The 19,741-nt window shown below is 49.8% G+C and carries 24 protein-coding genes and 4 pseudogenes; 8 read left to right on the plus strand and 20 right to left on the minus strand.

The window, feature by feature from the left end:
• Positions 1-26 precede the first annotated feature (26 nt).
• From traY to traM, 3 genes are all read right to left on the minus strand, one after another.
• Complete coding sequence (gene traY / locus ACLJTG_RS22395; protein ID WP_001676655.1) at positions 27-254, minus strand: conjugal transfer relaxosome protein TraY; 228 nt, start codon at positions 252-254, stop codon at positions 27-29.
• A gap of 93 nt (positions 255-347) precedes the next feature.
• Entirely contained in the window at positions 348-1,034 is a 687-nt protein-coding gene (locus ACLJTG_RS22400; RefSeq protein WP_410959087.1) for a PAS domain-containing protein, read from the minus strand.
• A 193-nt stretch (positions 1,035-1,227) separates the two neighbouring features.
• On the minus strand, positions 1,228-1,608 hold the full coding sequence (traM, locus tag ACLJTG_RS22405) for a conjugal transfer relaxosome DNA-binding protein TraM (protein WP_001151546.1): 381 nt from the start codon (positions 1,606-1,608) through the stop codon (positions 1,228-1,230).
• A 415-nt stretch (positions 1,609-2,023) separates the two neighbouring features.
• Between traM and ACLJTG_RS22410 the strand changes: the two genes are divergently transcribed.
• The gene (locus tag ACLJTG_RS22410) at positions 2,024-2,494 is read left to right on the plus strand and encodes a transglycosylase SLT domain-containing protein (protein WP_410959088.1); all 471 of its coding nucleotides are present in this window, start codon (positions 2,024-2,026) and stop codon (positions 2,492-2,494) included.
• A gap of 310 nt (positions 2,495-2,804) precedes the next feature.
• On the opposite strand, the pseudogene ACLJTG_RS22415 reads toward ACLJTG_RS22410, so the two are convergent.
• The 8 genes and pseudogenes from ACLJTG_RS22415 to ACLJTG_RS22450 all read right to left on the minus strand — a co-directional run bounded on the left by ACLJTG_RS22415 (position 2,805) and on the right by ACLJTG_RS22450 (position 5,943).
• Positions 2,805-3,623, minus strand: a pseudogene (locus ACLJTG_RS22415) (DUF932 domain-containing protein).
• A 102-nt stretch (positions 3,624-3,725) separates the two neighbouring features.
• A complete protein-coding gene (locus ACLJTG_RS22420; RefSeq protein ID WP_001704449.1) occupies positions 3,726-3,884 on the minus strand; it encodes a hypothetical protein in 159 nt (52 codons plus the stop codon).
• A gap of 85 nt (positions 3,885-3,969) precedes the next feature.
• A complete protein-coding gene (locus ACLJTG_RS22425) occupies positions 3,970-4,203 on the minus strand; it encodes a hypothetical protein (RefSeq protein WP_410959089.1) in 234 nt (77 codons plus the stop codon).
• Positions 4,133-4,294: pseudogene (locus ACLJTG_RS22430) on the minus strand (plasmid SOS inhibition protein A); the annotation flags it as partial. The gene ACLJTG_RS22425 and the pseudogene ACLJTG_RS22430, both read right to left, overlap by 71 nt.
• Positions 4,275-4,570: pseudogene (locus tag ACLJTG_RS22435) on the minus strand (DUF1380 family protein); the annotation flags it as partial. The pseudogenes ACLJTG_RS22435 and ACLJTG_RS22430, both read right to left, overlap by 20 nt.
• A 53-nt stretch (positions 4,571-4,623) precedes the next feature.
• Entirely contained in the window at positions 4,624-5,043 is a 420-nt protein-coding gene (locus ACLJTG_RS22440) for a DUF1380 family protein (RefSeq protein WP_410959090.1), read from the minus strand.
• Positions 5,044-5,053: 10 nt separating this feature from the next.
• Entirely contained in the window at positions 5,054-5,275 is a 222-nt protein-coding gene (locus ACLJTG_RS22445) for a hypothetical protein (protein ID WP_410959091.1), read from the minus strand.
• A complete protein-coding gene (locus tag ACLJTG_RS22450; RefSeq protein ID WP_410959092.1) occupies positions 5,275-5,943 on the minus strand; it encodes a DNA methylase in 669 nt (222 codons plus the stop codon). The genes ACLJTG_RS22445 and ACLJTG_RS22450 overlap by 1 nt, the downstream gene beginning before the upstream one ends.
• Before the next feature lie 538 nt (positions 5,944-6,481).
• On the opposite strand from ACLJTG_RS22450, the gene umuD reads away from it, so the two are divergent.
• Together umuD and ACLJTG_RS22460 are read left to right on the plus strand one after the other, a co-directional pair.
• Entirely contained in the window at positions 6,482-6,904 is a 423-nt protein-coding gene (gene umuD / locus ACLJTG_RS22455; protein WP_044127552.1) for a translesion error-prone DNA polymerase V autoproteolytic subunit, read from the plus strand.
• Entirely contained in the window at positions 6,904-8,178 is a 1,275-nt protein-coding gene (locus ACLJTG_RS22460) for a Y-family DNA polymerase (protein ID WP_410959093.1), read from the plus strand. The genes umuD and ACLJTG_RS22460 overlap by 1 nt, the downstream gene beginning before the upstream one ends.
• Before the next feature lie 81 nt (positions 8,179-8,259).
• Here the strand turns inward: ACLJTG_RS22460 and ACLJTG_RS22465 are convergent, their stop codons facing one another.
• The 4 genes from ACLJTG_RS22465 to ACLJTG_RS22480 all read right to left on the minus strand — a co-directional run bounded on the left by ACLJTG_RS22465 (position 8,260) and on the right by ACLJTG_RS22480 (position 11,382).
• Positions 8,260-9,234 carry a ParB family protein gene (locus tag ACLJTG_RS22465; protein WP_000064273.1) on the minus strand — a complete coding sequence of 325 codons (975 nt, stop codon included), beginning with the start codon at positions 9,232-9,234 and terminating at the stop codon, positions 8,260-8,262.
• Positions 9,234-10,439 carry an AAA family ATPase gene (locus ACLJTG_RS22470; RefSeq protein WP_000427674.1) on the minus strand — a complete coding sequence of 402 codons (1,206 nt, stop codon included), beginning with the start codon at positions 10,437-10,439 and terminating at the stop codon, positions 9,234-9,236. Before ACLJTG_RS22470 ends, ACLJTG_RS22465 begins: the two co-directional genes overlap by 1 nt.
• Positions 10,440-10,741: 302 nt before the next feature.
• The gene (gene dqlB / locus ACLJTG_RS22475) at positions 10,742-10,840 is read right to left on the minus strand and encodes a DinQ-like type I toxin DqlB (RefSeq protein WP_020833583.1); all 99 of its coding nucleotides are present in this window, start codon (positions 10,838-10,840) and stop codon (positions 10,742-10,744) included.
• A gap of 287 nt (positions 10,841-11,127) precedes the next feature.
• Positions 11,128-11,382 (minus strand): hypothetical protein, encoded by a 255-nt coding sequence (locus ACLJTG_RS22480; RefSeq protein WP_001749329.1) that lies wholly within the window; start codon positions 11,380-11,382, stop codon positions 11,128-11,130.
• A 629-nt stretch (positions 11,383-12,011) separates the two neighbouring features.
• Here ACLJTG_RS22480 and ACLJTG_RS22485 point away from each other — a divergent pair.
• The gene (locus ACLJTG_RS22485; RefSeq protein ID WP_410959094.1) at positions 12,012-12,953 is read left to right on the plus strand and encodes an Rpn family recombination-promoting nuclease/putative transposase; all 942 of its coding nucleotides are present in this window, start codon (positions 12,012-12,014) and stop codon (positions 12,951-12,953) included.
• Between the two features lie 150 nt (positions 12,954-13,103).
• On the opposite strand, the gene ACLJTG_RS22490 is transcribed toward ACLJTG_RS22485, so the two are convergent.
• The 4 genes and pseudogenes from ACLJTG_RS22490 to ccdA form a co-directional block, all read right to left on the minus strand.
• Entirely contained in the window at positions 13,104-13,886 is a 783-nt protein-coding gene (locus ACLJTG_RS22490) for a site-specific integrase (protein WP_020833584.1), read from the minus strand.
• 37 nt (positions 13,887-13,923) lie between these two features.
• Positions 13,924-14,170 (minus strand): annotated as a pseudogene (locus tag ACLJTG_RS22495) (hypothetical protein); the annotation flags it as partial.
• Between the two features lie 24 nt (positions 14,171-14,194).
• Positions 14,195-14,500 (minus strand): type II toxin-antitoxin system toxin CcdB, encoded by a 306-nt coding sequence (gene ccdB / locus ACLJTG_RS22500; protein ID WP_065680757.1) that lies wholly within the window; start codon positions 14,498-14,500, stop codon positions 14,195-14,197.
• A 1-nt stretch (position 14,501) separates the two neighbouring features.
• The gene (gene ccdA, locus ACLJTG_RS22505) at positions 14,502-14,720 is read right to left on the minus strand and encodes a type II toxin-antitoxin system antitoxin CcdA (protein ID WP_000813642.1); all 219 of its coding nucleotides are present in this window, start codon (positions 14,718-14,720) and stop codon (positions 14,502-14,504) included.
• A 745-nt stretch (positions 14,721-15,465) separates the two neighbouring features.
• Between ccdA and vapB the strand changes: the two genes are divergently transcribed.
• The 4 genes from vapB to ACLJTG_RS22525 all read left to right on the plus strand — a co-directional run bounded on the left by vapB (position 15,466) and on the right by ACLJTG_RS22525 (position 18,744).
• Positions 15,466-15,696: a type II toxin-antitoxin system VapB family antitoxin gene (vapB, locus tag ACLJTG_RS22510; protein ID WP_410959095.1), complete on the plus strand. Its 231-nt coding sequence runs from the start codon at positions 15,466-15,468 to the stop codon at positions 15,694-15,696.
• On the plus strand, positions 15,693-16,109 hold the full coding sequence (locus tag ACLJTG_RS22515; protein WP_080178264.1) for a type II toxin-antitoxin system VapC family toxin: 417 nt from the start codon (positions 15,693-15,695) through the stop codon (positions 16,107-16,109). The genes vapB and ACLJTG_RS22515 overlap by 4 nt, the downstream gene beginning before the upstream one ends.
• Before the next feature lie 74 nt (positions 16,110-16,183).
• A complete protein-coding gene (locus tag ACLJTG_RS22520; protein WP_410959096.1) occupies positions 16,184-17,746 on the plus strand; it encodes an ATP-dependent nuclease in 1,563 nt (520 codons plus the stop codon).
• Positions 17,731-18,744 carry a DNA helicase UvrD gene (locus ACLJTG_RS22525; protein WP_410959097.1) on the plus strand — a complete coding sequence of 338 codons (1,014 nt, stop codon included), beginning with the start codon at positions 17,731-17,733 and terminating at the stop codon, positions 18,742-18,744. The genes ACLJTG_RS22520 and ACLJTG_RS22525 overlap by 16 nt, the downstream gene beginning before the upstream one ends.
• A 284-nt stretch (positions 18,745-19,028) precedes the next feature.
• Here the strand turns inward: ACLJTG_RS22525 and ACLJTG_RS22530 are convergent, their stop codons facing one another.
• Positions 19,029-19,445: a lysozyme inhibitor LprI family protein gene (locus tag ACLJTG_RS22530; RefSeq protein WP_079972822.1), complete on the minus strand. Its 417-nt coding sequence runs from the start codon at positions 19,443-19,445 to the stop codon at positions 19,029-19,031.
• Positions 19,446-19,741: the final 296 nt, after the last annotated feature.

The raw sequence follows: 19,741 nt of genomic DNA on the forward strand, positions 1-19,741 counted from the left end.
AGTAATATCAACTATAAATACGAAAGTTAAATCTCTTTAAATGTGGACTCTGTTTCTTCAATTACCTCCCTGAAAATTTCTTCATTATAGAAATCCGGATATCGCTTCAGATGGTCCCTCAGACGAATCTGAACTTCTATTGTTTTACTTCTTCCACTCCGATCTTTAGCCCTGATAAGACGGTTATTCGTATCTTCATCGAGATACACTGAGACAGTTCGACTTATCCCCTCTCTTGCGTTTCTCCTCCTCACAAATTCACCTCTGCTTACACGACTAATAAACTTATGATTACACGGAAAACGGCAAAAAAAAACACGCCAAAAATGGCGCGCCTTAATTTACATTTATTTAACACAATAAAATTCACGAATTATATCTATCAATGACATTATTTTACCTTTAGAAATACATGATATTCTGAATGAGTCGAAAGATTCATAATTCCTTTTAATTTTACGTTTAACAGGTTTGATTCTGTCTTCTGATGCTCTGATAGTAATACCTAATTCTTTAGCTATATTTGCGTGACTAACTCCTAATGTATAAAAAGAAAAAACAAGCAAAGTACCGGGAGACAGTTCGTTCCAGAATGATTCATTTCCTGAGATAGACAATTTTTTACTTTTTGTGTCAGGAGAAAAAAACGGATGATCTGGAAATAAATTTATCTGCCACAACACAATTATCTCATCATCATCGAATGAAATATTCTCCATTCTTATCTGATAAATTTCCCCATGAAAATTAAAACGCCGGCAAAAAGCAGCTCCATGTCCAAGCGACTGACATTCAAGTTCCAGGGATGACAGAAAAACTTCAACCTGATAACGATTATAACTATCTCCCGAAAGAGGCTGATCCTCTTTAGAGAAGAGTTCAATAAAGGCCCCATTTGCGTAAATGATTTTCCGGCTTTGATTACGGACGCAAACAGGGACTGGTGAGTTTTTATAGATATCCTGAATACTCAGAATGTATTTATTTACAGATTGACTGGCGAGTGTTCTTTCTCTACGATCCGTCGGACACATAGGAACCTCCTCAAAGGATTCTATGGACAGTCGATGCAGGGAGGTGAGAACTCCCTGCATCGGCGATTTAACTTAATTTTTTAACGTAGCGTTAACTACGCAGATACTATATTGTTTTTAGACTTTATTTGTCACTATATTTTTATAGATCAACATACTTTTATTTAAACTAAATCAGAATTTAATCCCGCTATTATTCTTCATTTTCATGGAAAAATCTTTCCATCTCTGAAGATACTTTTTCTTTGATATCTTCAACCATATTTGCATATTCAAATTTTGGATTTCCGGCGACATGAGGGCTGAGAGATCCTATACCTAAAATTTTGGCTACGGATGACTGTGTTTTAAGTACATTTTCAAGTAATACTTTATTGAATTCTGTCTGATTAAATGGCGACTCCTTACGCTCCATTTGTGCCTCATAGACACGAAGCCCTAATTCCAGCAACATCGAAGATGTACCAGAAAAACTGATATCTTTATCTCTCGCCCCTTCCTGGCGTCGTTTTTCCACAATAGCAGTTATTTTATTGTGTACCTCATTACTTATATATACATTGACTTTAGCCATTCACTATCACCTTTTTTTCCGCAACGAATAAGAACATTATAAACTCCGGATTCAGGAGCACTCTGTAAGGGGTAACACCCCTGGCAGCGCCCCCAGGGGTGTTACTTAAAAACAGGCACAGCGACGCTAGCAGCGCCCCTGATATAATGCAATGTTTTTTATAAAAATAGTCAGTACTACCCCTGTATAGCGTCGTCATAGCGGTGCCGGCGACGTGCCTGCACCGCTATTTAATACATTAAAATAAATTAAATTACATTATTATGAACATAACTCACTGTTACTAAAAACAAATCAGCAAAATTTTAATTTTGCGTGGGGTGTGGTGCTTTTGGTGGTGAGGACGGCAAATTTGTTGAGTATGGAGCTGGAGTGGGTTAAGTTATTACCGGATGACTACGCAAGAGGCAAATTAATGTATAAATGGCTCCGGTCTGTCCTCCTGGTATTAATGAGCACGGTAGTCCATGCCGCTGACTGTTTTGATCTGGCCGGGAGAGACTATAAAATAGATCCGGATTTACTGCGGGCGATTTCATGGAAGGAATCCCGTAACCGGGTTAATGCCGTCGGTATTAACCCGGTTACGGGATATGGCTCGGGATTAATGCAGGTTGACTCTCAGCACTTTAACGAACTGGCTCGTTATGGAATAAAACCGGAACAACTTGTCTCCGATCCCTGCCTGAATATTTACACCGGAGCTTATTATCTGGCAATCGCATTCAGAAAGTGGGGGGTATCCTGGACAGCAGTCGGAGCGTACAACGCCGGATTTAAAAAGACTCCCCTTCAGGATGCGCGTCGTCTGGACTATGCGACTGATGTACACCGAATCTGGATCGCGATAAAACAAAGTAAAACCAGGCAGACTCCCGCCCGATGATCCCCTTTTTGTATCCGGCAAGCAGAAGAAGGGATAATATTATCAACCGAAACCCATATATTTTTTATGCCGCATAGAAGAATGGAATAAACACAGAAATGTAATACTGACTGCCCGGAATCCCACGAAACGGGAACCCGTTATCATATCCTCTTCCACCCTGTCAGATCCGTTTTTATCGCTGGCACATAAATGACAGAAAACGATGAAGTCTGTTGATTAAAATGGGATGTTACAGACAATCTGACAATGTCCGGAAAGAATAACATAAGTAAAGCCCCGAAAAATTTTCGGGGCTTTACTTATGTTATTATGACTTACATTCACGAAACTGTTCAGCAATCATCCACAGCGCCTTGTTTAACCGGATATCACCATTAATACCGGTAACTGCCCTGCTCCGGGTATTTTTTCCGGGGCATTCCTGCCGGGTAAACCACTCTTCATCATATTCTCCTGTACACACTGATATGTTGTCCACAGGTCATTTTGTTTATCCTCCCGACGACGTGGAGTAATTATTTATTCAGGAGAAACAGGGATTTTATTTTCGTCCTCATATCTGACAGTCAGTGCCGCTTTACCAAACAGATATTGCTCATCCTGATTAAGTATCACTGACTTCATTGACTCCATATTTTCGGTGGCTTTATCGAAGATCCCCATAACCTCATAATCCCCCTCAATCACCTGCCCAACAATATCTCCCTTGTGTGGCACACGTATTTCACCAAAATGATCCGCATACCAGTCCATTTGTACAGACAAATCTGAACAGCCCGGGAACCATCTGATAACTTGACGAACCGTCATGAGAATTGAGCAAAATAATTTCCGGAACCTCTTTCCCATTAATCTGTCCTTCACGACGAAAACGCAGCATATGTTTACTGTATTCCCGGCGACTTAAATCACGTACACGACTCTGGCAGGCAAAGAACGACTGAAAACCTTCCTCACGTAACCTGTTGATGATATTAATGGTTGGAATATAAGTATAACGTTCGCTCCGGGATTCATGTTTGTATCCGGAAAAAACTGAAGGCACAGTCTGCATTAATTCAGCGTCAGCCAAAGGACTCTCACGACGAATGGAATTCTGTCTACCAAAACGGGAAGCGAGTCTCATAACGTATTCCTTATATAATTAATGAAAAAATTCTGAAGAAAAAGCAGTGACCGGAGACACCGCCATTTCCGTTAACACTCAAGTAACAAAAGCGGGTGTTATTCAACAACGCTCCCCTTTAATCCCCTCGGTGAAGCCGGTGATCCAGTCACGTACAGACCGGATAAAACCATACTGAATACCGTAATGATCTGCGGCTTCCTGACCATACGCGACACTCATGGCCGCACGATCAGCAGCGGCTACCAGCTGACTTTTCATTTTTTCCACCATCTTTCAGTAGATTCAAAGTTACGCATGATATCTCCTTTCGATAACGGGGCGGGGATATTCCCCGCCATCCGGGTCACTTCCTGAGTTCAGTTCCGGCAAACTGCGCCATCAGGTGAAGCATCTGTGCTATTTCATCCACTTTTTGCTGCAATGGCGGCGTTGCCACCGGGATGAGCCGGATTTGTACCTCCAGCTGGTCCATCAGCCGGGCGGTCTGCGTTTCCAGACGGGCTTTATCAGGGAAGTCGCCCGGGCCTCCGGTTCGGAGGCTTGTTGGGTACCTGCCAACGTTCGGCCTCGCGCACATATACCGGGTTTTCCCGGACGATGAACCGGATTTTATACATCACGTTGTACAGCGGCTCATCACTGTCGCGCAGCCAGTCCAGCGACGTCAGTCAGACGGGCCAGCAGATCGGCGGGAACGATGACAGTCGGGATTTCGGCCCGTCATCCAGCATACATCTCCCGGACCGTGCGAAATGAAATGCCCTCTTCGGTATGCCCGGTTACGCTGCCTATTTCCTGCAAAATGGCACTGGCCTCGCTTTCCGTCATGTTTTCCACCTGGGCCACCACGTCCTGCTTCATCCAGACCAGCAGGGCAAAGTGTTCATCGTTATCAAACATACGTTTCATTTTTTATTCAGTTCTTTACGGGTTCCATACATCATGATCTTATGTTCCTCTGAGCATTCAGTTCACGCCGCCGGGGCGGCGTGGAGATTCAGTTTTTCAGTAATGCGCGGACTTTCGCCGTATCAGCCAGGCGGCGGGTAACGCTTTCCGGCACCGGATGATTGCCGTCGCGGGCGGTCCATTTCCTGTGCCATAACGCCTGTTCTGCGGTCGTCAGCAGGGTTTCAAACAGGTCAGCCGGTATACTCACCGCCGGAACGGCCTGTTTCACCTGAACAATCAGATCCATGACTGCACTGGCAGACACGCCCGACTCAAGCCGTTCTTCTTCCGGTATGGCGTCCAGACGCGCCAGAACGTCCTTTATGTCCTGTTCAGAAACGGCATATTCCATTCTGTCGGCCAGCGCTTCGATATCCGCCGGGGACCAGACAATCAGGTTCAGCGGGGTTTCTGCGGGATACTGCTCACTCAACAACCGGCAGAGGGTTTCACAGGTTCCGTACATGTTTTTCTCCTTAGTCCTTAAAGCAGGTATCCAGCTCAAGCATTTCGTTGTACGCCGCCATAAACAGGGCATTGATGCGGAAAAGCGTCTGACGGGCCAGGCGTTCGGTCAGCACGTCGGAATCAAAGCGATAGCGGTGCTCCATGTCGTTCAGCGCGTCCCGCAGGTCACTCATGCTGTTGGCCAGCTCCGTCACGTCTGCACGGAGTTTTTCGTGTCCGGCATAGTTCATTACGCGGCCTCCGGATAAAAGACGTCGTTGGCGACCGGGCGCTGCACGGCTGACAGTCGGGTAATCCCGGCTTTGTGGTACTGCTCCATCAGTTCAATGCCGATATAACGGCGCCCTGCCTGGACGGCGGCGACGCAGGTGGAGCCGGAACCGGCAAACGGATCGAGAACAATGGCGTTCGGGTGTGTGAAGCTCTCGATCAACGGTTGCAGGCTGGTAACAGGTTTTTCGGTCGGGTGGTGGCGGTTGCCGCTGTATTTCCAGCCCAGCACGTCCGGTAACGGGTCCTGCGGCAGCGCCGGACGGCCTTTCGCCAGGATATAGGCACATTCATGCTGGTAGCCGACATAGGCCGATTTGGACGAGTAGGTTTTGGTGAATACCAGATGCCCGACCACGCTGAACCCTGCACTTTTCCACGCGGTCATGAAACGATCGACACGGTTCCAGCCATAAAAGCTGACCATCAGTGCGTCTTTTTTGAGGACGCGGTACATTTCATTGCAGGCGGGTTGCAGCCATTCGTCGGTTTTGTCACCGGCAATACTGCGGCCGGAACGGTCACGAAACCCGACCAGATACGGGGGATCAGTCAGGATGAAGTCAACAGCGCGCTCCGGAAAGGTGGGCATAATATCGACGCAGTTACCCAGGATAAAACGGGACATAGGGACACCTCATGGTTACAGGGGGCACCCAGGAGGACGTCGGTACGACGTCCGTTCCCTGCTGCCCGGAGCCTGTACGCCGCGACCGGTAACGGGTCAAGCTGACCGTGGAATAACGAGCCGACAGTCCCTGTCGTCGGCGAGCTTATGCCGCGAAAGCGGCTTGAAGGGCGCCCTTAAACTGGCGAGGGTATGGCGTACAATCACAACGACGCCAGGCCTGAGCGATAAAGACGCCCGTCCCGTGACAGGCCGGACACGGCACACTGGCAGCGGGGGCAGTCAGCATCAGGTGTGCAGGAATGAACGGGGTGACAACAGGAGCTGAGGGAAGGGAAACACCAGAGGAGGACAGATGACATACCAACAGTTCTGCGTCGCTCCTCCACAGAGTTATTAACTGATTCTGTGGATAACCTGACATCTGTTTTTCCAGGCAGAACAGTTATCTGACGGGAAACAGTAAAATTTCACTTGCAGGACAGAAAATACCTTAAATAATACTGTATATAAAAACAGGTTTCTTAAGAGGTATGCCATGTTACTGCTTGTAGCCCCCGAACAGGAGCCGGTGCAGTCCACTGCCCCGCTGTTCACCGAACGTTGCCCGGCGGGGTTTCCGTCGCCGGCCGCCGATTACACGGAGGAGGAACTGGATCTGAATGCCTATTGTATCCGGCGTCCGGCTGCAACGTTCTTCGTCAGAGCTATCGGTGATTCGATGAAAGAGATGGGTCTACATTCCGGCGATTTAATGGTTGTCGATAAAGCTGAGAAACCCATGCAGGGAGATATTGTCATCGCGGAAACAGATGGCGAGTTCACCGTTAAGCGCCTGCAGCTGAAGCCCCGTATCGCCCTGCTGCCGATGAACCCGGCCTACCCCACGCTTTATCCGGAAGAACTGCAGATTTTCGGGGTGGTGACGGCTTTTATACACAAAACCCGGAGCACAGACTAATGTTCGCTTTGGCTGACGTTAACAGCTTTTACACGAGCTGCGAGAAAGTATTTCGTCCCGATTTGCGTGACAGACCTGTGGTGGTCCTGAGTAATAACGATGGTTGTGTAATCGCGCGCAGCGCTGAAGCGAAACGGCTGGGTATAAAAATGGGGGTGCCGTGGTTTCAGCTGAAGTCGGTGAAATTTCCGGAGCCGGTTATCGCGTTCTCCAGTAATTACGCCCTCTACGCATCAATGTCGAACAGGGTCATGGTTCACCTGGAAGAGCTGGCGCCACGCGTTGAGCAGTACTCCATTGACGAGATGTTTCTGGATATTCGCGGTATAGACAGTTGCATCGATTTCGAGGATTTCGGCGGGCAGCTGCGTGAGCACGTTCGTTCCGTCACAGGGCTGACCATCGGCGTCGGAATGGGACCAACCAAAACGCTGGCTAAAAGCGCGCAATGGGCATCGAAAGAATGGTCACAGTTCGGAGGCGTGCTTGCCCTGACGTTACACAATCAGAAACGAACGGAGAAACTGCTGTCACTGCAGCCGGTGGAGGAAATCTGGGGTGTGGGCCGCAGGATCTCAAAGAAGCTGAACACAATGGGGATCACCACAGCACTGCAGCTGGCCCGCGCGAATCCAACGTTCATCAGGAAAAACTTTAATGTGGTTCTGGAGAGAACGGTCCGGGAACTCAATGGAAAAAGCTGTATTTCCCTGGAGGAAGCACCGTCCCCCAAACAGCAGATAGTCTGCAGCAGAAGCTTTGGAGAACGAGTCACGACTTATGAAACGATGCGGCAGGCAGTCTGTCAGCACGCTGAACGTGCCGCCGAAAAGCTGCGTGGGGAACGGCAGTTCTGCAGGCATATTGCCGTGTTTGTGAAAACATCGCCGTTCGCCGTAACTGAGTCCTACTACGGTAATCTGGCCAGTGAAAAACTGCTCATCCCCACGCAGGATACACGGGACATCATTGCCGCTGCCGTCAGAGCTCTGGACAGGATCTGGGTGGATGGTCACCGTTACGCAAAGGCAGGCTGTATGCTGAACGATTTCACGCCAACCGGGGTATCGCAGCTTAATTTGTTTGATGAAGTACAGCCGCGGGAACGGAGCGAGCAGCTGATGCAAGTCCTGGATGGGATTAACCATTCGGGCAAGGGGAAAATATGGTTCGCCGGTCGGGGGATTGCCCCCGAATGGCAGATGAAAAGGGAACTACTTTCGTCAGCTTATACGACACGCTGGGCAGATATTCCTGCAGCGAAATTGATTTGAAATTGTGGCGATTTCACCTTGAAATTCTCAACATAAATAACTTAATTACAATAAGTTAGATGTGAAATCGCCGTGGCGAAATTATTGACTCAAATTTCTATCAAGGACCTCGTTGATAGCTTTGTCCAGTTCATCCTGAACCACTTTTGACATACGGCTAAACTCATAAGTCAGCGTACGCCCTTTTACACGCTTGCGCGCGAACTTGTCCTTTTCTTCAAAGGTCCAGAGTGCGGAAATTACTGACTTTTCCTTAGGAGGAGGAGCTATCAATGCCTGAGAGGCCTGAGAAATCAATTTCAGTATACTGGCTTTCTGTTCGTCGTCTGGTCGCTCGTAGTCACTCAAAATTGCATCATGCTGATCTGAGACAGACTGAATGAGCCCTTCAGACGTTAAACCCTTTTCACTGAGTTTTTCATTAACCTCTAACAGAATTTTATAGTCACTAAACGACAGCTCAGACTGAATCGGGAACAGAGAAATCAATTCTTGCGGTACTGCAGCCGCCTGCAGTGCCCTGGTGACCTTAGCCTGGGATAACCCCTCCAGTTCAGCAATTTCCTTTTGATTGAATCCAGACTCTTTCAGAGCCATCAATCTTAAGCCGATCTCCCGAAGGTTATGCTCTTTAGCTGTCTGGATATCTTTAGCCAGATGGCGAGCTTCATCAGCTGATAAAAGTTCATTGGTAACCATTACATCAAGGCCTGTACGGATATAAATCGCTGAGGCTCGCCGTCTTGAACCATCCAGTATCTCAATCCTTTCACCTTGCTGAATGCCAATACAGGGGAAGAACTGCTGAAACTTAATCGTCTGGATAATAGATTTCAGGGACTCCCTGGTCAGAGCAAGTTGATCTCTTCCGTTGGTTTCCTGGTTTACGAATGTCTTACTTTCAACGTCCGATGCAGGTACCCGAACAAACCTGAACGTTATCTTCCTGCCGGTTTTTAGGGTAAATACCTGACTTCTTTGGGTGTCAGTCATCTCAACCATTGACGCCTGGGTATTTAACTGTCTGCCAATAGTTTTTCTTCTCTCATTCGACATCACATACCTCCGTTAGTACGAATGAACTCAATGCGATCAAATACGGCCTTCGCAAAGTCTTCCGCTGCTGATTTTGCGCTTTTAAGCGCCTCGGTGCTTCCATCATAGGTTGCTGGATTTGCGGAAATAACTGTGTCAAAAGTCTCCCCGCATCGCTCGAAGCCATCCAGCCTCGGCAGAACCATGTCGAGCATATCGGCACCGAATACTTCTTTGGCCTGACTATGGCAAATTTTGTGATCAGACTTGTTCAGGATTTTGGACATAAAACCTACATTTCCGATGAGATTGCAGGTGTGTCCATCCTGTTCGATCGAATCAATAAGCGCAGGAAGGCTGGCTACAAACTTCAGGGAAGAATGAAAATCAACCGTTGCCGGAGGAAGAGGGGTCAACATCAGGTCTGCCGCTCCGATGCAGTTTTTCAGAAACGCATCGAGGTGAGGACCACTATCAAGGAAGATAAAGTCGTAGTCATACCGGAGCTTGTCGATAATGTTCTCTTTAAGCACTGCATGAATATTTTGCCCTGGCAGATGTTCCTCACACAATCCCTTCCAGCCTTCAGCAAGGAATGCATCGTCAATGGAAGCGGGAATAACATCAACGCCCGGGATAATTGACGGCACGATGAAATCGGAAAGTAATTCTTCACGAGACACGTTCTGGAGCATGGCCTGAGCAGCCGTATTTTCAACCAAGCCCACTGAATTCTCATGGCTCAGGAACATTGTCAGAGATGCCTGCGGATCGAAATCGATGGCCAGGATACGCAGGTCTTCGAACAGAAGCTGAGGATGAGCCCGAAATGCATGGGATAATGAAGCGGTAGAAACTGTCTTGGAACCGCCACCTTTAAGGTTACATACAAATATAGTGAAAGCTTTATCGAAGCGATCTCTGTACTTGGGCACTTTACGATGGAAATACAGATCGATGACGTTCTGAATCGTCATCGCGTACTTCATGGTATTGCCGGAAGGTTTCTTTTTAAAAATGTAGCCACTGGCTTCCATTTCGGCCACAGCATACTCAACACTCCCTTTGCTGAGCTTAGGCAGCTTATATAGGGCGGCTTTGCTGTATTCCTGATAGAACTCGGTAAGCTTCAATTCCTCTTTTTGCTGGCGGATACTTTCGCTCAAGGATGTCAGAAGTTTACCTGCACGTGTGGCGACTTTCCGTAACTGCTCAATATTTTCCATTTGTCACCTCATGATGTTTTTTGTCATTTTGAACAAAAAGAATCATGTTGCAAGAAATAAATCATAATATTTTGATTTTGCTCTCACAGGAGGCACCGAAGATTAAATGGAGAAGAGGGCACTACATCCACAATCATTTTGTTGACCCACAGCGCAAACCGTGAGTCTGTTCAGAGCTTGCATCTGAGCAGGCGAAGGGTTGAACAAGCCCAAAGGGCGCGTCAGCCTGTCACATTGGGGTATGCTTTCATGGTAGTAACTACAACAAAGAACTTCAGATGAAGACAGAGCACTACATCGTCTTAGGCTTGTTTATTATGCTGTGGTAGCTCCAGTACAGCAATCAGCGCGTTTGACAGCGCGACTACAGCACGCAGAACAATGATTAACAGGTTAATCATCCGTTCTCTCCCTTCAGGGAGTCGAGACAACCGGCGCTTACTCTTACACTTGCCTGTCACACCGGTTTCTTCAGTGTGTTAGATTGAAAGTTTCTCGTAACGGCCTGAGTCACCAACTCAGACCACAGTAAAAAAACCGACCTCACCAGTCGGTTTTTTTTCGCCTGTAATCCGCCTTTCCGTTAACTCCCGCGCCAGCCTGGACGTTCAGGTAATTTTATCCATAAAAAGCCACACTAATGTGTGGCGTCAAGGGTAAAATAAAGACAAAAGTAGATTCTATTTCACTACCAGCTAATCTCAATAATAATTTTGTTATTCTCATTAGCCTTCGATGAGTTAATCCTATAACCAGACTCCCTTAGAACCTTGACCACTTGCTCAAGAATGTTTTCATGGACAGGCCAATTAAAGGATGTCTGGCCCAATCCTGCCCGGAGCTTTATTTCTCCAAATATCAGATCAAGTGTTTTGTCTGCGTCAGGTATCACGGAAGAACTAATCTTTTTAGCTTCACTGGCGCTGATGTGTTTCATTTCCATAAAAAATACCTCTTTTCCTTAGTGACATTGCAACAGAATTGAAAGAAATTATAGAAGATTATCTGCATTATGGGAGGGGTGACACTGCTTGCAGTACGATCACTCCGCGCCAGTTCTCTGACGCTCTAGGGCTGCGTCCTAGTTTGTTCCGGTTCCCGGACTCCTTTCTTTAATTCCTCGCACACCTGGACATACAGGTTATTCTGTCCAGTTAAATAGCTGCCTCTTTCTATCACCTCCAAAGAAGCACTTGTAATGTACAAAAAATGCTTTGCAACCTGGACATTTCGGCACTATCGGAAAAAGTGTCCAGAAAATATTTCTGCTGATCGTATTTAATTTAGTTGACCTACATCGCAAACCCCTCGTCTGTTCAGAACTTGCTTCTGGACAGACGAGGGGTTGAATAAGCCCGGCGGGCGCGTCAGCCAGGCACATTAGGGTATAGTTCATCAGTACCAGTTTCTGCCAGGACATGGATATCTCCGGGCAAGCAAGCTGATGATTAAAAAAGAAAGAGGGGACTGCCCCCGGCGCTGCCCCTGAAGGAATTGCAATTCCGTTCCTCGCAATGTCAGCTTTTTTTGCCTGTGATACTATGACCGGGTCATTTTTCAGAGCATGGACTGATGAAAAAGAAAAACACTACGCCGACTCCCCACGACGCGACATTCCGGCAGTTTCTGACACAACCTGACATTGCCCGGGATTTTATGGAGCTGCATCTGCCGGCAGAGCTGCGGGCCATCTGCGATCTCAGTACACTGAAACTGGAGTCTGGCTCCTTCGTTGAGGATGATCTCCGCCAGTATTTCAGCGACGTCCTCTACAGCCTGAAAACCACAGCCGGCGACGGATATATTCATGTCCTGGTTGAACACCAGTCAACACCTGACAAACATATGGCTTTCCGCCTGATACGCTATGCGGTGGCCGCCATGCAGCGCCACCTGGAGGCAGGGCATAAAAAACTGCCACTGGTGATACCAGTGTTGTTCTATACGGGGAAACGCAGCCCGTATCCATACTCCACCCGCTGGCTGGACGAATTTGACGATACGGCGCTGGCAGGCAAACTCTACAGCAGCGCTTTCCCGCTGGTAGACGTTACGGTCATTCCGGATGATGAAATCGCCGGCCACCGTAGCATGGCCGCTCTGACTTTATTGCAGAAACATATTCATCAGCGGGACCTGGCAGAACTGGTTGACCGGCTGGCGCCCATTTTGCTGGCCGGATATCTGTCTTCATCGCAGGTGATATCGCTGGTACACTATATAGTGCAGGCAGGCGAAACATCGGACGCCGAAGCCTTTGTACGCGAACTGGCACAGCGTGTGCCGCAACACGGAGACGCACTTATGACCATCGCACAGCAGCTTGAACAGAAGGGCATCGAAAAGGGCATCGAAAAGGGCATCCAGCAGGGTATCCAGTTAGGTGAACAACGTGGTATTGAAAAAGGCAAACTCGAAGTAGCCCGTACCATGCTGCAGAATGGCATTGACCGCAACACTGTCATGAAAATGACCGGTCTGACCGAAGACGACCTGGCGCAAATCCGCCACTGAGTTTGCTCACCTGCAATCCCTCTTCCTGCCCGGCAGCAAGCTGGTAACGTTATCGCTTTGCCTTCAGAACACGTCGTCTGTTCAGAACTGGCTTCGGGACAGACGACGCGCTGGACAAGCCCGGGGCACGTCAGACAGTTATCAACATTCTCAGGCTGTGCCTTTCAGCATAGCCACAGCATCAGCCCCCGGCATCTGAAACTGCACCCGGTGCCGTGCAGCGACATCGAGCGCAAACACCTTCGTATAGACCTCTGTCGAGCTGATCGACTTGTGCCCCATCATCGCCTGCAGCACCTTCAGCGGTATGCCGGCGTACAGCATGTGCATCGCGTAGCTGTGGCGGAACGTATGGGGTGTCACCGGCACTGAGAACATCACGCCGTCCGCTGCTGCGGCCTCAACCGCCTCCCTAATCCAGGTCCGGACCGTCCGGTCGGTGATCTCCCAGAGGCGTGCCTTTTCCGTTCTGCCGGTACGTCTGTTACGACGCTCCAGCGGGATTTTCAGCGTGGCCACCATCATCTGCAGCTCACTGACATACTGGTTATCTGACAGCGGCACCAGGCGGTGGGGCTGGCTGCCGGACGGCATTCGTCCTGCCGTTCTGGCCGCCTTTTCCGCCCGCTGTTTCAGGGTGGCCAGCTGCACAAACGGATAAGGTGGCGCCAGCGAAAAGTCTCCCCGTGTCAGGGCCAGCGCTTCGTTAATCCGTGCGCCGGTATTCCAGAGAGTGGCCAGCAGCATCCTGCGGTGCAGATCCGGGACGTAGTGGAGCAGGGCACTCACCTCCGGTGCCAGCAGATATTTCGGGTAGTCGTCATGCTGCATTGCCATCTGGCGCAGTGCGAGGGCAGCCGGATAATCAATGGCCACCGGCAGCAGGGCGGGTGGTGCCTGCGTATATACAGCAGGTAATGATGACTGACTCATGTCCCCCTCCGTAAAGTGGAATCTTCCGGGACATCATGGTTTTTCCCCCGGAGTCATTTCTGGTTTCAGTTTTAACCCTGTTTGACATCCTCCACGCCCTGAAGGACGGGGTCTTACGACGCACTGGATAAAGGATACCAGTCCCCGCTGTGACGGTTCTGCCGTTCGGCCACCGGCGTCATGGCCGCAATCGTGGCACGTGAGTAACCCGCTTTCAGCAGCGCCGTCCGGGTCAGCAACTGTTCTCCCGGACCGATCGGCCACCCTGCCTCAGTACGCTGAGCAGCACCTGTTCGCTGACACGCATATCAAATCCCCCAGAACATCAGGTTAATGGCGTTTTTGATATCGTTCTCCCGGTGACTGAGATCGGCCACCTCTTCCCCGATGACTGAGGCCGGCACACTGGCCATATCTGTGGTCATCAGACGCCAGCTCTCATCCCCGATATGTACCACAGGATAAAGTTCGCGGGAGACCTTATCCGACAGCAGACGGGCGCTGGTCAGCGGGATCACCATCCGCCGTCCGGGGGTGTCGATAATGTCACTCTGGACATCCACGAACAGGGTGTAGCGACTCTCCCTTTTATAGGTGTAAACCTTAAACTGCATATCACCAGTTCCTGTTTTCGTCAGCAAACGATCCGTTAGCCTCTATAAAGCTGGCCACCTCAGCCATACCTTCCCGATTTTCTTCCTGCCAGCGTTCGGCTCGCAGACGGCGGGCTTCGTTCTGCATGGTCGTACTGACCAGACCGGAGATATTCACGTCGTATGCCTTGAGCAGCTGATAGCTGTCGCTGTCCACTGTCACTGTAATTCGCTGCTTCATGATTCACCTCTTTTTTACATACTTCAGGTATGCAACTAAGTATACATTCCGTTGAAGCAAAAATCTGCCACGCATTGTGAATACTGTTAACCAGCTTATAGTGACTGAGTTAACTGTTCGCCGCTGTTATCCACATATCTCTTATATGTATTTTCTCGTGCATTTTACTGATGCATGTTTTCAATCCTCAAAACGCATACTGTTATCACGCCATTAGTAACTCACTCATCTTTTTCATAATGCGACTTTAACAAGAAGTAATTACAACCCAGCTTATAAAAACGGAACCGAATTACCTGACAACTGTTTTCAGGTGATCCGATTTTTTGTCTATTCACAACTTTCCGGAAGTGTACCACGGTCAGGGAATAAGCGAAGCGGTCTTTTCTGCCCCTGCGCGCCGGGTCACAGGGAAGGGTCATAACACAACATCTGGTAGCAACAGCAGATGACAGAGCCGCTACATCTTGTGTTGATGGGGTGTGCAGCACCGGGTCGATTCCGGCAGATCCTACTCCACCAGAAATCGGATCTTCGCGGGGAAAGAGAGAAAATTACATAGGCTGAACATATCCATATGCCTGACATCTGCATATTCGTGGCATACGCATATCCTCACCATCTGCATATACTGAATCTATACATATGCTGTACATCTGCCTATACTGAACATATGCACACACCCGGTGCAATGAACATCATTCCGGATATGCATCACATATCCACACTTACCCGGGAGAGAATCATGAGAACCGTATCCATTTTTAAAAACGGCAACAACCGCGCCATCCGCCTTCCACGCGATCTGGATTTTGAGGGGGTGAGCGAGCTGGAGATCGTCCGGGAAGGGGACAGCATCATTCTGCGCCCCGTCCGGCCGACCTGGGGCTCGTTCCTGAAGCTCGAAAAGGCAGACCCGGACTTTATGGCGGAGCGCGAGGATGTTGTCACCGATGAAGGACGATTTAACCTGTGAAGAAAATGTATATGCTCGACACGAACATCTGCTCGTTCATCATGCGCGAGCAGCCCGAAGCGGTGCTGAAGCGCCTGGAGCAGGCGGTGCTGCGCGGCCACCGTATCGTGGTCTCGGCCATCACTTACTCCGAGATGCGCTTCGGTGCCACCGGCCCGAAGGCCTCGCCACGCCACGTGCAGCTGGTTGACGCGTTCTGCGCCCGCCTCGATGCCGTCCTGCCCTGGGACCGCGCCGCGGTGGATGCGACCACGGAGATTAAGGTGGCACTGCGCCTCGCCGGGACGCCGATCGGTCCGAACGACACGGCGATAGCCGGACACGCCATCGCTGCCGGCGCCATTCTGGTGACGAATAATGTGAGGGAGTTTGAGCGGGTACCGGGTCTTGTGCTGGAAGACTGGGTAAGATAACGCTGTAAAACAAAACAGGCGGTCAGGCGCGGCCGGCCGCTCTTTCAGGCAGCGGTATATAAAGGAATAAAAAAATGCCCCTGATCACGCGGCTTATGCTGCAAAACTTCAAAAAGTTTCCGGAACTGGACCTGCGCTTCAGCAACGATCGTAACATTCTGGTTGGGGACAATGAGTCCGGGAAAAGCACTATTCTGCTGGCTCTTGACCTTGTGCTGAGTGACAGCAGGCATCGGGTTGAGGCGATGGGGGTGGAATCGCTCCTGTCACAGTCAGCGGTCAGGCATTTTCAGGAAGGTGAGCGCCGTGCCGATCAGTTACCCGTGCTGACCGCTGACGTTTTCCTGAGTAATGGGGGAGATCCTGACCTGAACGGCAGGCAAAATTTGGCGGGCATCGATGCGGATGGTCTCAGAATGCGCATTGCTCCCATGACGGAGGAATACGGTCAGGATATACACCATGTTCTGCAGCAGGATCCTGATAATTTTCCCTATGAATACTATTCCGTGCGGTTCAGCACATTCTCCGGTGGTCATTTCGCAGGCTTCAGACGCTATCTGCGCCATCTGTTTTTAGACAATGCACGCATCGATAACGAGCACGCCGCACAGGAATATACGCGCACGGTTTACAGCGTCAATGTGCCGGTGGCCGATCGGTACCGGCTTGAAAACAGTTACCGGCAACAGAAAATGCAATTCTGCGCCCGGCATCTGTCCGCCATAAACGACACGCTGGAAACGTATCAGTTTGGCGTGCGTTCCGGCGCTAAATCAGGTCTTGAGGCGAACCTGGACATTACCGAGGACGGTATTTCCATTCGTCACCGCGGAAAAGGAAGGCAGTGCTTCATCAAAACGGAGTTTGCGCTGCAACGGCATCAGCAGCAGGGAGAGCTCCACGCGCTGTTGCTTGAGGAACCGGAGAATCATCTCAGCCATGTCAGTATGAAGAGGCTGGTTAATCAGCTTGCCACGGAACGGCAGACGCAGGTGTTTATTGCCACACACAGCAGCCATATCTCCTCCCGCCTCGATCTACGTAAGGCTATTCTCCTCGGTGCTACCCGGCCGGTACTGATGAATGAACTTTCCGCTGAGACTGCCGCCTTCTTCATGAAAGCACCGGATAATAACGTGCTGGAATTTGCGCTGGCCAGACGTGTGCTGCTCGTGGAGGGGGATGCTGAGTTTATTCTGATCGAGGCCTTTTATCACCGCCTGTATGGCAGGGCACCGGAGGATGACGGGGTTCACATCATCGCTATCGGCGGAACAAGTTTCCGTCGTTATCTTGAACTGGCCCGTCTTCTGGAAAATCGTGTCGCGGCCCTTCGCGACAATGACGGCAACTATCAGCAAAATTGCGATGAACGCTATGCTGACGTGCTTTGTTCCCGCTCCCGGGTATTTGCTGACCACGACAACAGCCGCTCCACATTTGAAATCTGCCTGTATCAGGATAATGCCGACCTGTGTGATGCGCTTTTCCGCGGAACCCGCCGGACACTCACGGTTCAGGATTACATGCTGGCCAATAAGGCAGAAGCAGCATTCCAGCTGTTACAGCTGCACGCCGAAGAGCTGACCGTTCCTGATTATATTCAGGAGGCACTGGCATGGATAAGAGAGTGATATTTGCGGTTGCCGGCTCGGGTAAAACCACGCTGCTGATACGTCGGTTAAGAGAGGACCGGCGGACGCTGATCCTGACCTTCACCGTGAATAATGAAGCGCATCTGCGGGCGCAGATTATCAGACGCTTTGGCTACATACCGGACGAGATCCGTGTGATGACCTGGTTTGAGTTTCTGCACGGTTTCTGTTTTCGCCCTTTCCTGCAGGAGCAGCTGGCATCGCGTGGTCTGAGCTTCATCCAGCCCCCTTCCAGAATACCGCGCACGAATGCCCGGCATTATCAGGATCCCGCCGGACAGCTGTATCACCGGCGGCTCGCACACCTGCTGACAGTCCGGGGGTTGCTGCCGGATATCCGTACCCGGCTTGCCCGTTACTACGATGAGTTGTTCGTCGATGAAGTCCAGGACTTTGCCGGGCATGACTTTAATTTTCTGCTGGAGCTATGCCGCGCGGAAATCTCTGTGCTGTGCTGCGGGGATTTTTATCAGCATACCTTTGACACAAGCCGCGACGGTAACGTCAATGCTACGCTGCATGACGACATAACCCGGTACGAGGCTCGCTTCAGGGCTGTGGGTATCATGGTGGATTGTGAGACGCTCAGCCGGACATGGCGCTGTTCAGCTACAGTGTGTGAGTTCATTACCGGGCAACTGAACATTCGCATTTCGGCTCATGGAATACATACTACTCGGATTGAAACCGTCACGGATGAAGCACGTTCAGCGGCCCTGCACGCGGACGACACGGTGATCAAGCTCTTCTATCGCGAACATCACCGTTACGGCTGCCACTCAATGAACTGGGGGGGCAGTAAAGGACTCGACCACTTTCAGGACGTCTGCATCGTGATGGGAGCCAACCACTGGGTACGCCTCATTCAACAGAAGCTGGCAGCACTTCCGCCATCGTCCCGTAACAGGTTATACGTGGCCTGCTCACGGGCGCGGGGCAACATCTATTTTAGCCATCTTCGGAGATTCAGAAACTAAGACAGCGGCTTCTCAGCTGGTCACAATCCGGTAAAAAGTGGTCATCGACGAAACTTCAGGTCGAAAAGTGTGGATCCGGTTTTTGCTTTTTCCGGATCTGCCCGCAAAAAGAGAGAAAGTGTATGTACTGTACTAACAGTATTCATTGTATTATGTATTACAGGTCGTACAACTGCAGGAAATCCACGGGATAGTGAAAACCCGGCACGCAGCGAAGAAGACGAAAAGAAAACGACTGAAAGCGACCAGAGAACATGGTGTTCAGCGCAGCTCCTGCTCCCGGATTATTTCAGCAGATTAATTCGCGCCAGATTCATTTCAATTACGACCTGATATGCCGCAAGATCTCCGCCGTTGCCAGAACCATAAGAAGCCATTACCCGTTCTCTTTCTGCCGTGCGGAATTTTCGGTACAGCAGCTCTGCACGATCAAAAGCCCGCACAGGGTGCAGGGATCGGCTTCCCTCGCTGATACTCTCCAGCTGAGTCAGGGAGAGCCGTGCTTTTTTCTCTGCAACGACGAGCTCTGCCTCCGACTGTCTTTCCGCTGCCGGATAACATTTTCTTTGTGCTACAGTCGATCCCATGGCCTGACACTGGCGGTAAAGTATTTCTGCTGAGTCTGCGGCCATGGACCACTGATTTACTGCCACCATGAGAGCAATCCCCGGGATGACATGATAAATAATGTAATTTTTCAAGCTGGTTATCCTCATATTATAAAAAGGGGCCGGCCTGCCGGGACCCGACATAAAAACAGTATATTAATGCCGGTATGTTCCGGAGACACCCTTAAACGCCAGTTTCCACAACGGAGGAAACCGGGAAAAAATAACGATTTCCGCAGTACAGAAACCATGAATGACTGCACTCCTGTAAATGACAACAGAATCACCATGAGCTTCCGTCATCTGAATTTAAAAAACATCAGAAATGTAAACCATAAATTTAAAAAATGCCACACAATAAAATCACCATATATAATAATAAGCAAGCT

Source organism: Salmonella sp. SAL00672, assembly GCF_046552175.1.
Lineage (GTDB): Bacteria > Pseudomonadota > Gammaproteobacteria > Enterobacterales > Enterobacteriaceae > Salmonella > Salmonella enterica.

Bases quoted from the DNA above. Each gene is read 5' to 3' on its own strand.
- ccdB (WP_065680757.1), bottom strand. From the start codon at position 14,500: ATGCAGTTTAAGGTTTACACCTATAAAAGGGAGAGTCGCTACACCCTG.
- ACLJTG_RS22425 (WP_410959089.1), bottom strand. From the start codon at position 4,203: ATGTGCGCGAGGCCGAACGTTGGCAGGTACCCAACAAGCCTCCGAACC.
- ACLJTG_RS22490 (WP_020833584.1), bottom strand. From the start codon at position 13,886: ATGAGTCAGTCATCATTACCTGCTGTATATACGCAGGCACCACCCGCC.
- ACLJTG_RS22460 (WP_410959093.1), top strand. From the start codon at position 6,904: ATGTTCGCTTTGGCTGACGTTAACAGCTTTTACACGAGCTGCGAGAAA.
- ACLJTG_RS22450 (WP_410959092.1), bottom strand. From the start codon at position 5,943: ATGTCCCGTTTTATCCTGGGTAACTGCGTCGATATTATGCCCACCTTT.
- ACLJTG_RS22465 (WP_000064273.1), bottom strand. From the start codon at position 9,234: ATGTCGAATGAGAGAAGAAAAACTATTGGCAGACAGTTAAATACCCAG.
- dqlB (WP_020833583.1), bottom strand. From the start codon at position 10,840: ATGATTAACCTGTTAATCATTGTTCTGCGTGCTGTAGTCGCGCTGTCA.
- ACLJTG_RS22525 (WP_410959097.1), top strand. From the start codon at position 17,731: ATGGATAAGAGAGTGATATTTGCGGTTGCCGGCTCGGGTAAAACCACG.
- ACLJTG_RS22440 (WP_410959090.1), bottom strand. From the start codon at position 5,043: ATGTACGGAACCTGTGAAACCCTCTGCCGGTTGTTGAGTGAGCAGTAT.
- ACLJTG_RS22480 (WP_001749329.1), bottom strand. From the start codon at position 11,382: ATGGAAATGAAACACATCAGCGCCAGTGAAGCTAAAAAGATTAGTTCT.
- ACLJTG_RS22520 (WP_410959096.1), top strand. From the start codon at position 16,184: ATGCCCCTGATCACGCGGCTTATGCTGCAAAACTTCAAAAAGTTTCCG.
- ACLJTG_RS22445 (WP_410959091.1), bottom strand. From the start codon at position 5,275: ATGAACTATGCCGGACACGAAAAACTCCGTGCAGACGTGACGGAGCTG.
- ACLJTG_RS22410 (WP_410959088.1), top strand. From the start codon at position 2,024: ATGTATAAATGGCTCCGGTCTGTCCTCCTGGTATTAATGAGCACGGTA.
- umuD (WP_044127552.1), top strand. From the start codon at position 6,482: ATGTTACTGCTTGTAGCCCCCGAACAGGAGCCGGTGCAGTCCACTGCC.
- ccdA (WP_000813642.1), bottom strand. From the start codon at position 14,720: ATGAAGCAGCGAATTACAGTGACAGTGGACAGCGACAGCTATCAGCTG.
- ACLJTG_RS22420 (WP_001704449.1), bottom strand. From the start codon at position 3,884: ATGAAAAGTCAGCTGGTAGCCGCTGCTGATCGTGCGGCCATGAGTGTC.
- ACLJTG_RS22470 (WP_000427674.1), bottom strand. From the start codon at position 10,439: ATGGAAAATATTGAGCAGTTACGGAAAGTCGCCACACGTGCAGGTAAA.
- ACLJTG_RS22400 (WP_410959087.1), bottom strand. From the start codon at position 1,034: ATGTGTCCGACGGATCGTAGAGAAAGAACACTCGCCAGTCAATCTGTA.
- vapB (WP_410959095.1), top strand. From the start codon at position 15,466: ATGAGAACCGTATCCATTTTTAAAAACGGCAACAACCGCGCCATCCGC.
- ACLJTG_RS22485 (WP_410959094.1), top strand. From the start codon at position 12,012: ATGAAAAAGAAAAACACTACGCCGACTCCCCACGACGCGACATTCCGG.
- traM (WP_001151546.1), bottom strand. From the start codon at position 1,608: ATGGCTAAAGTCAATGTATATATAAGTAATGAGGTACACAATAAAATA.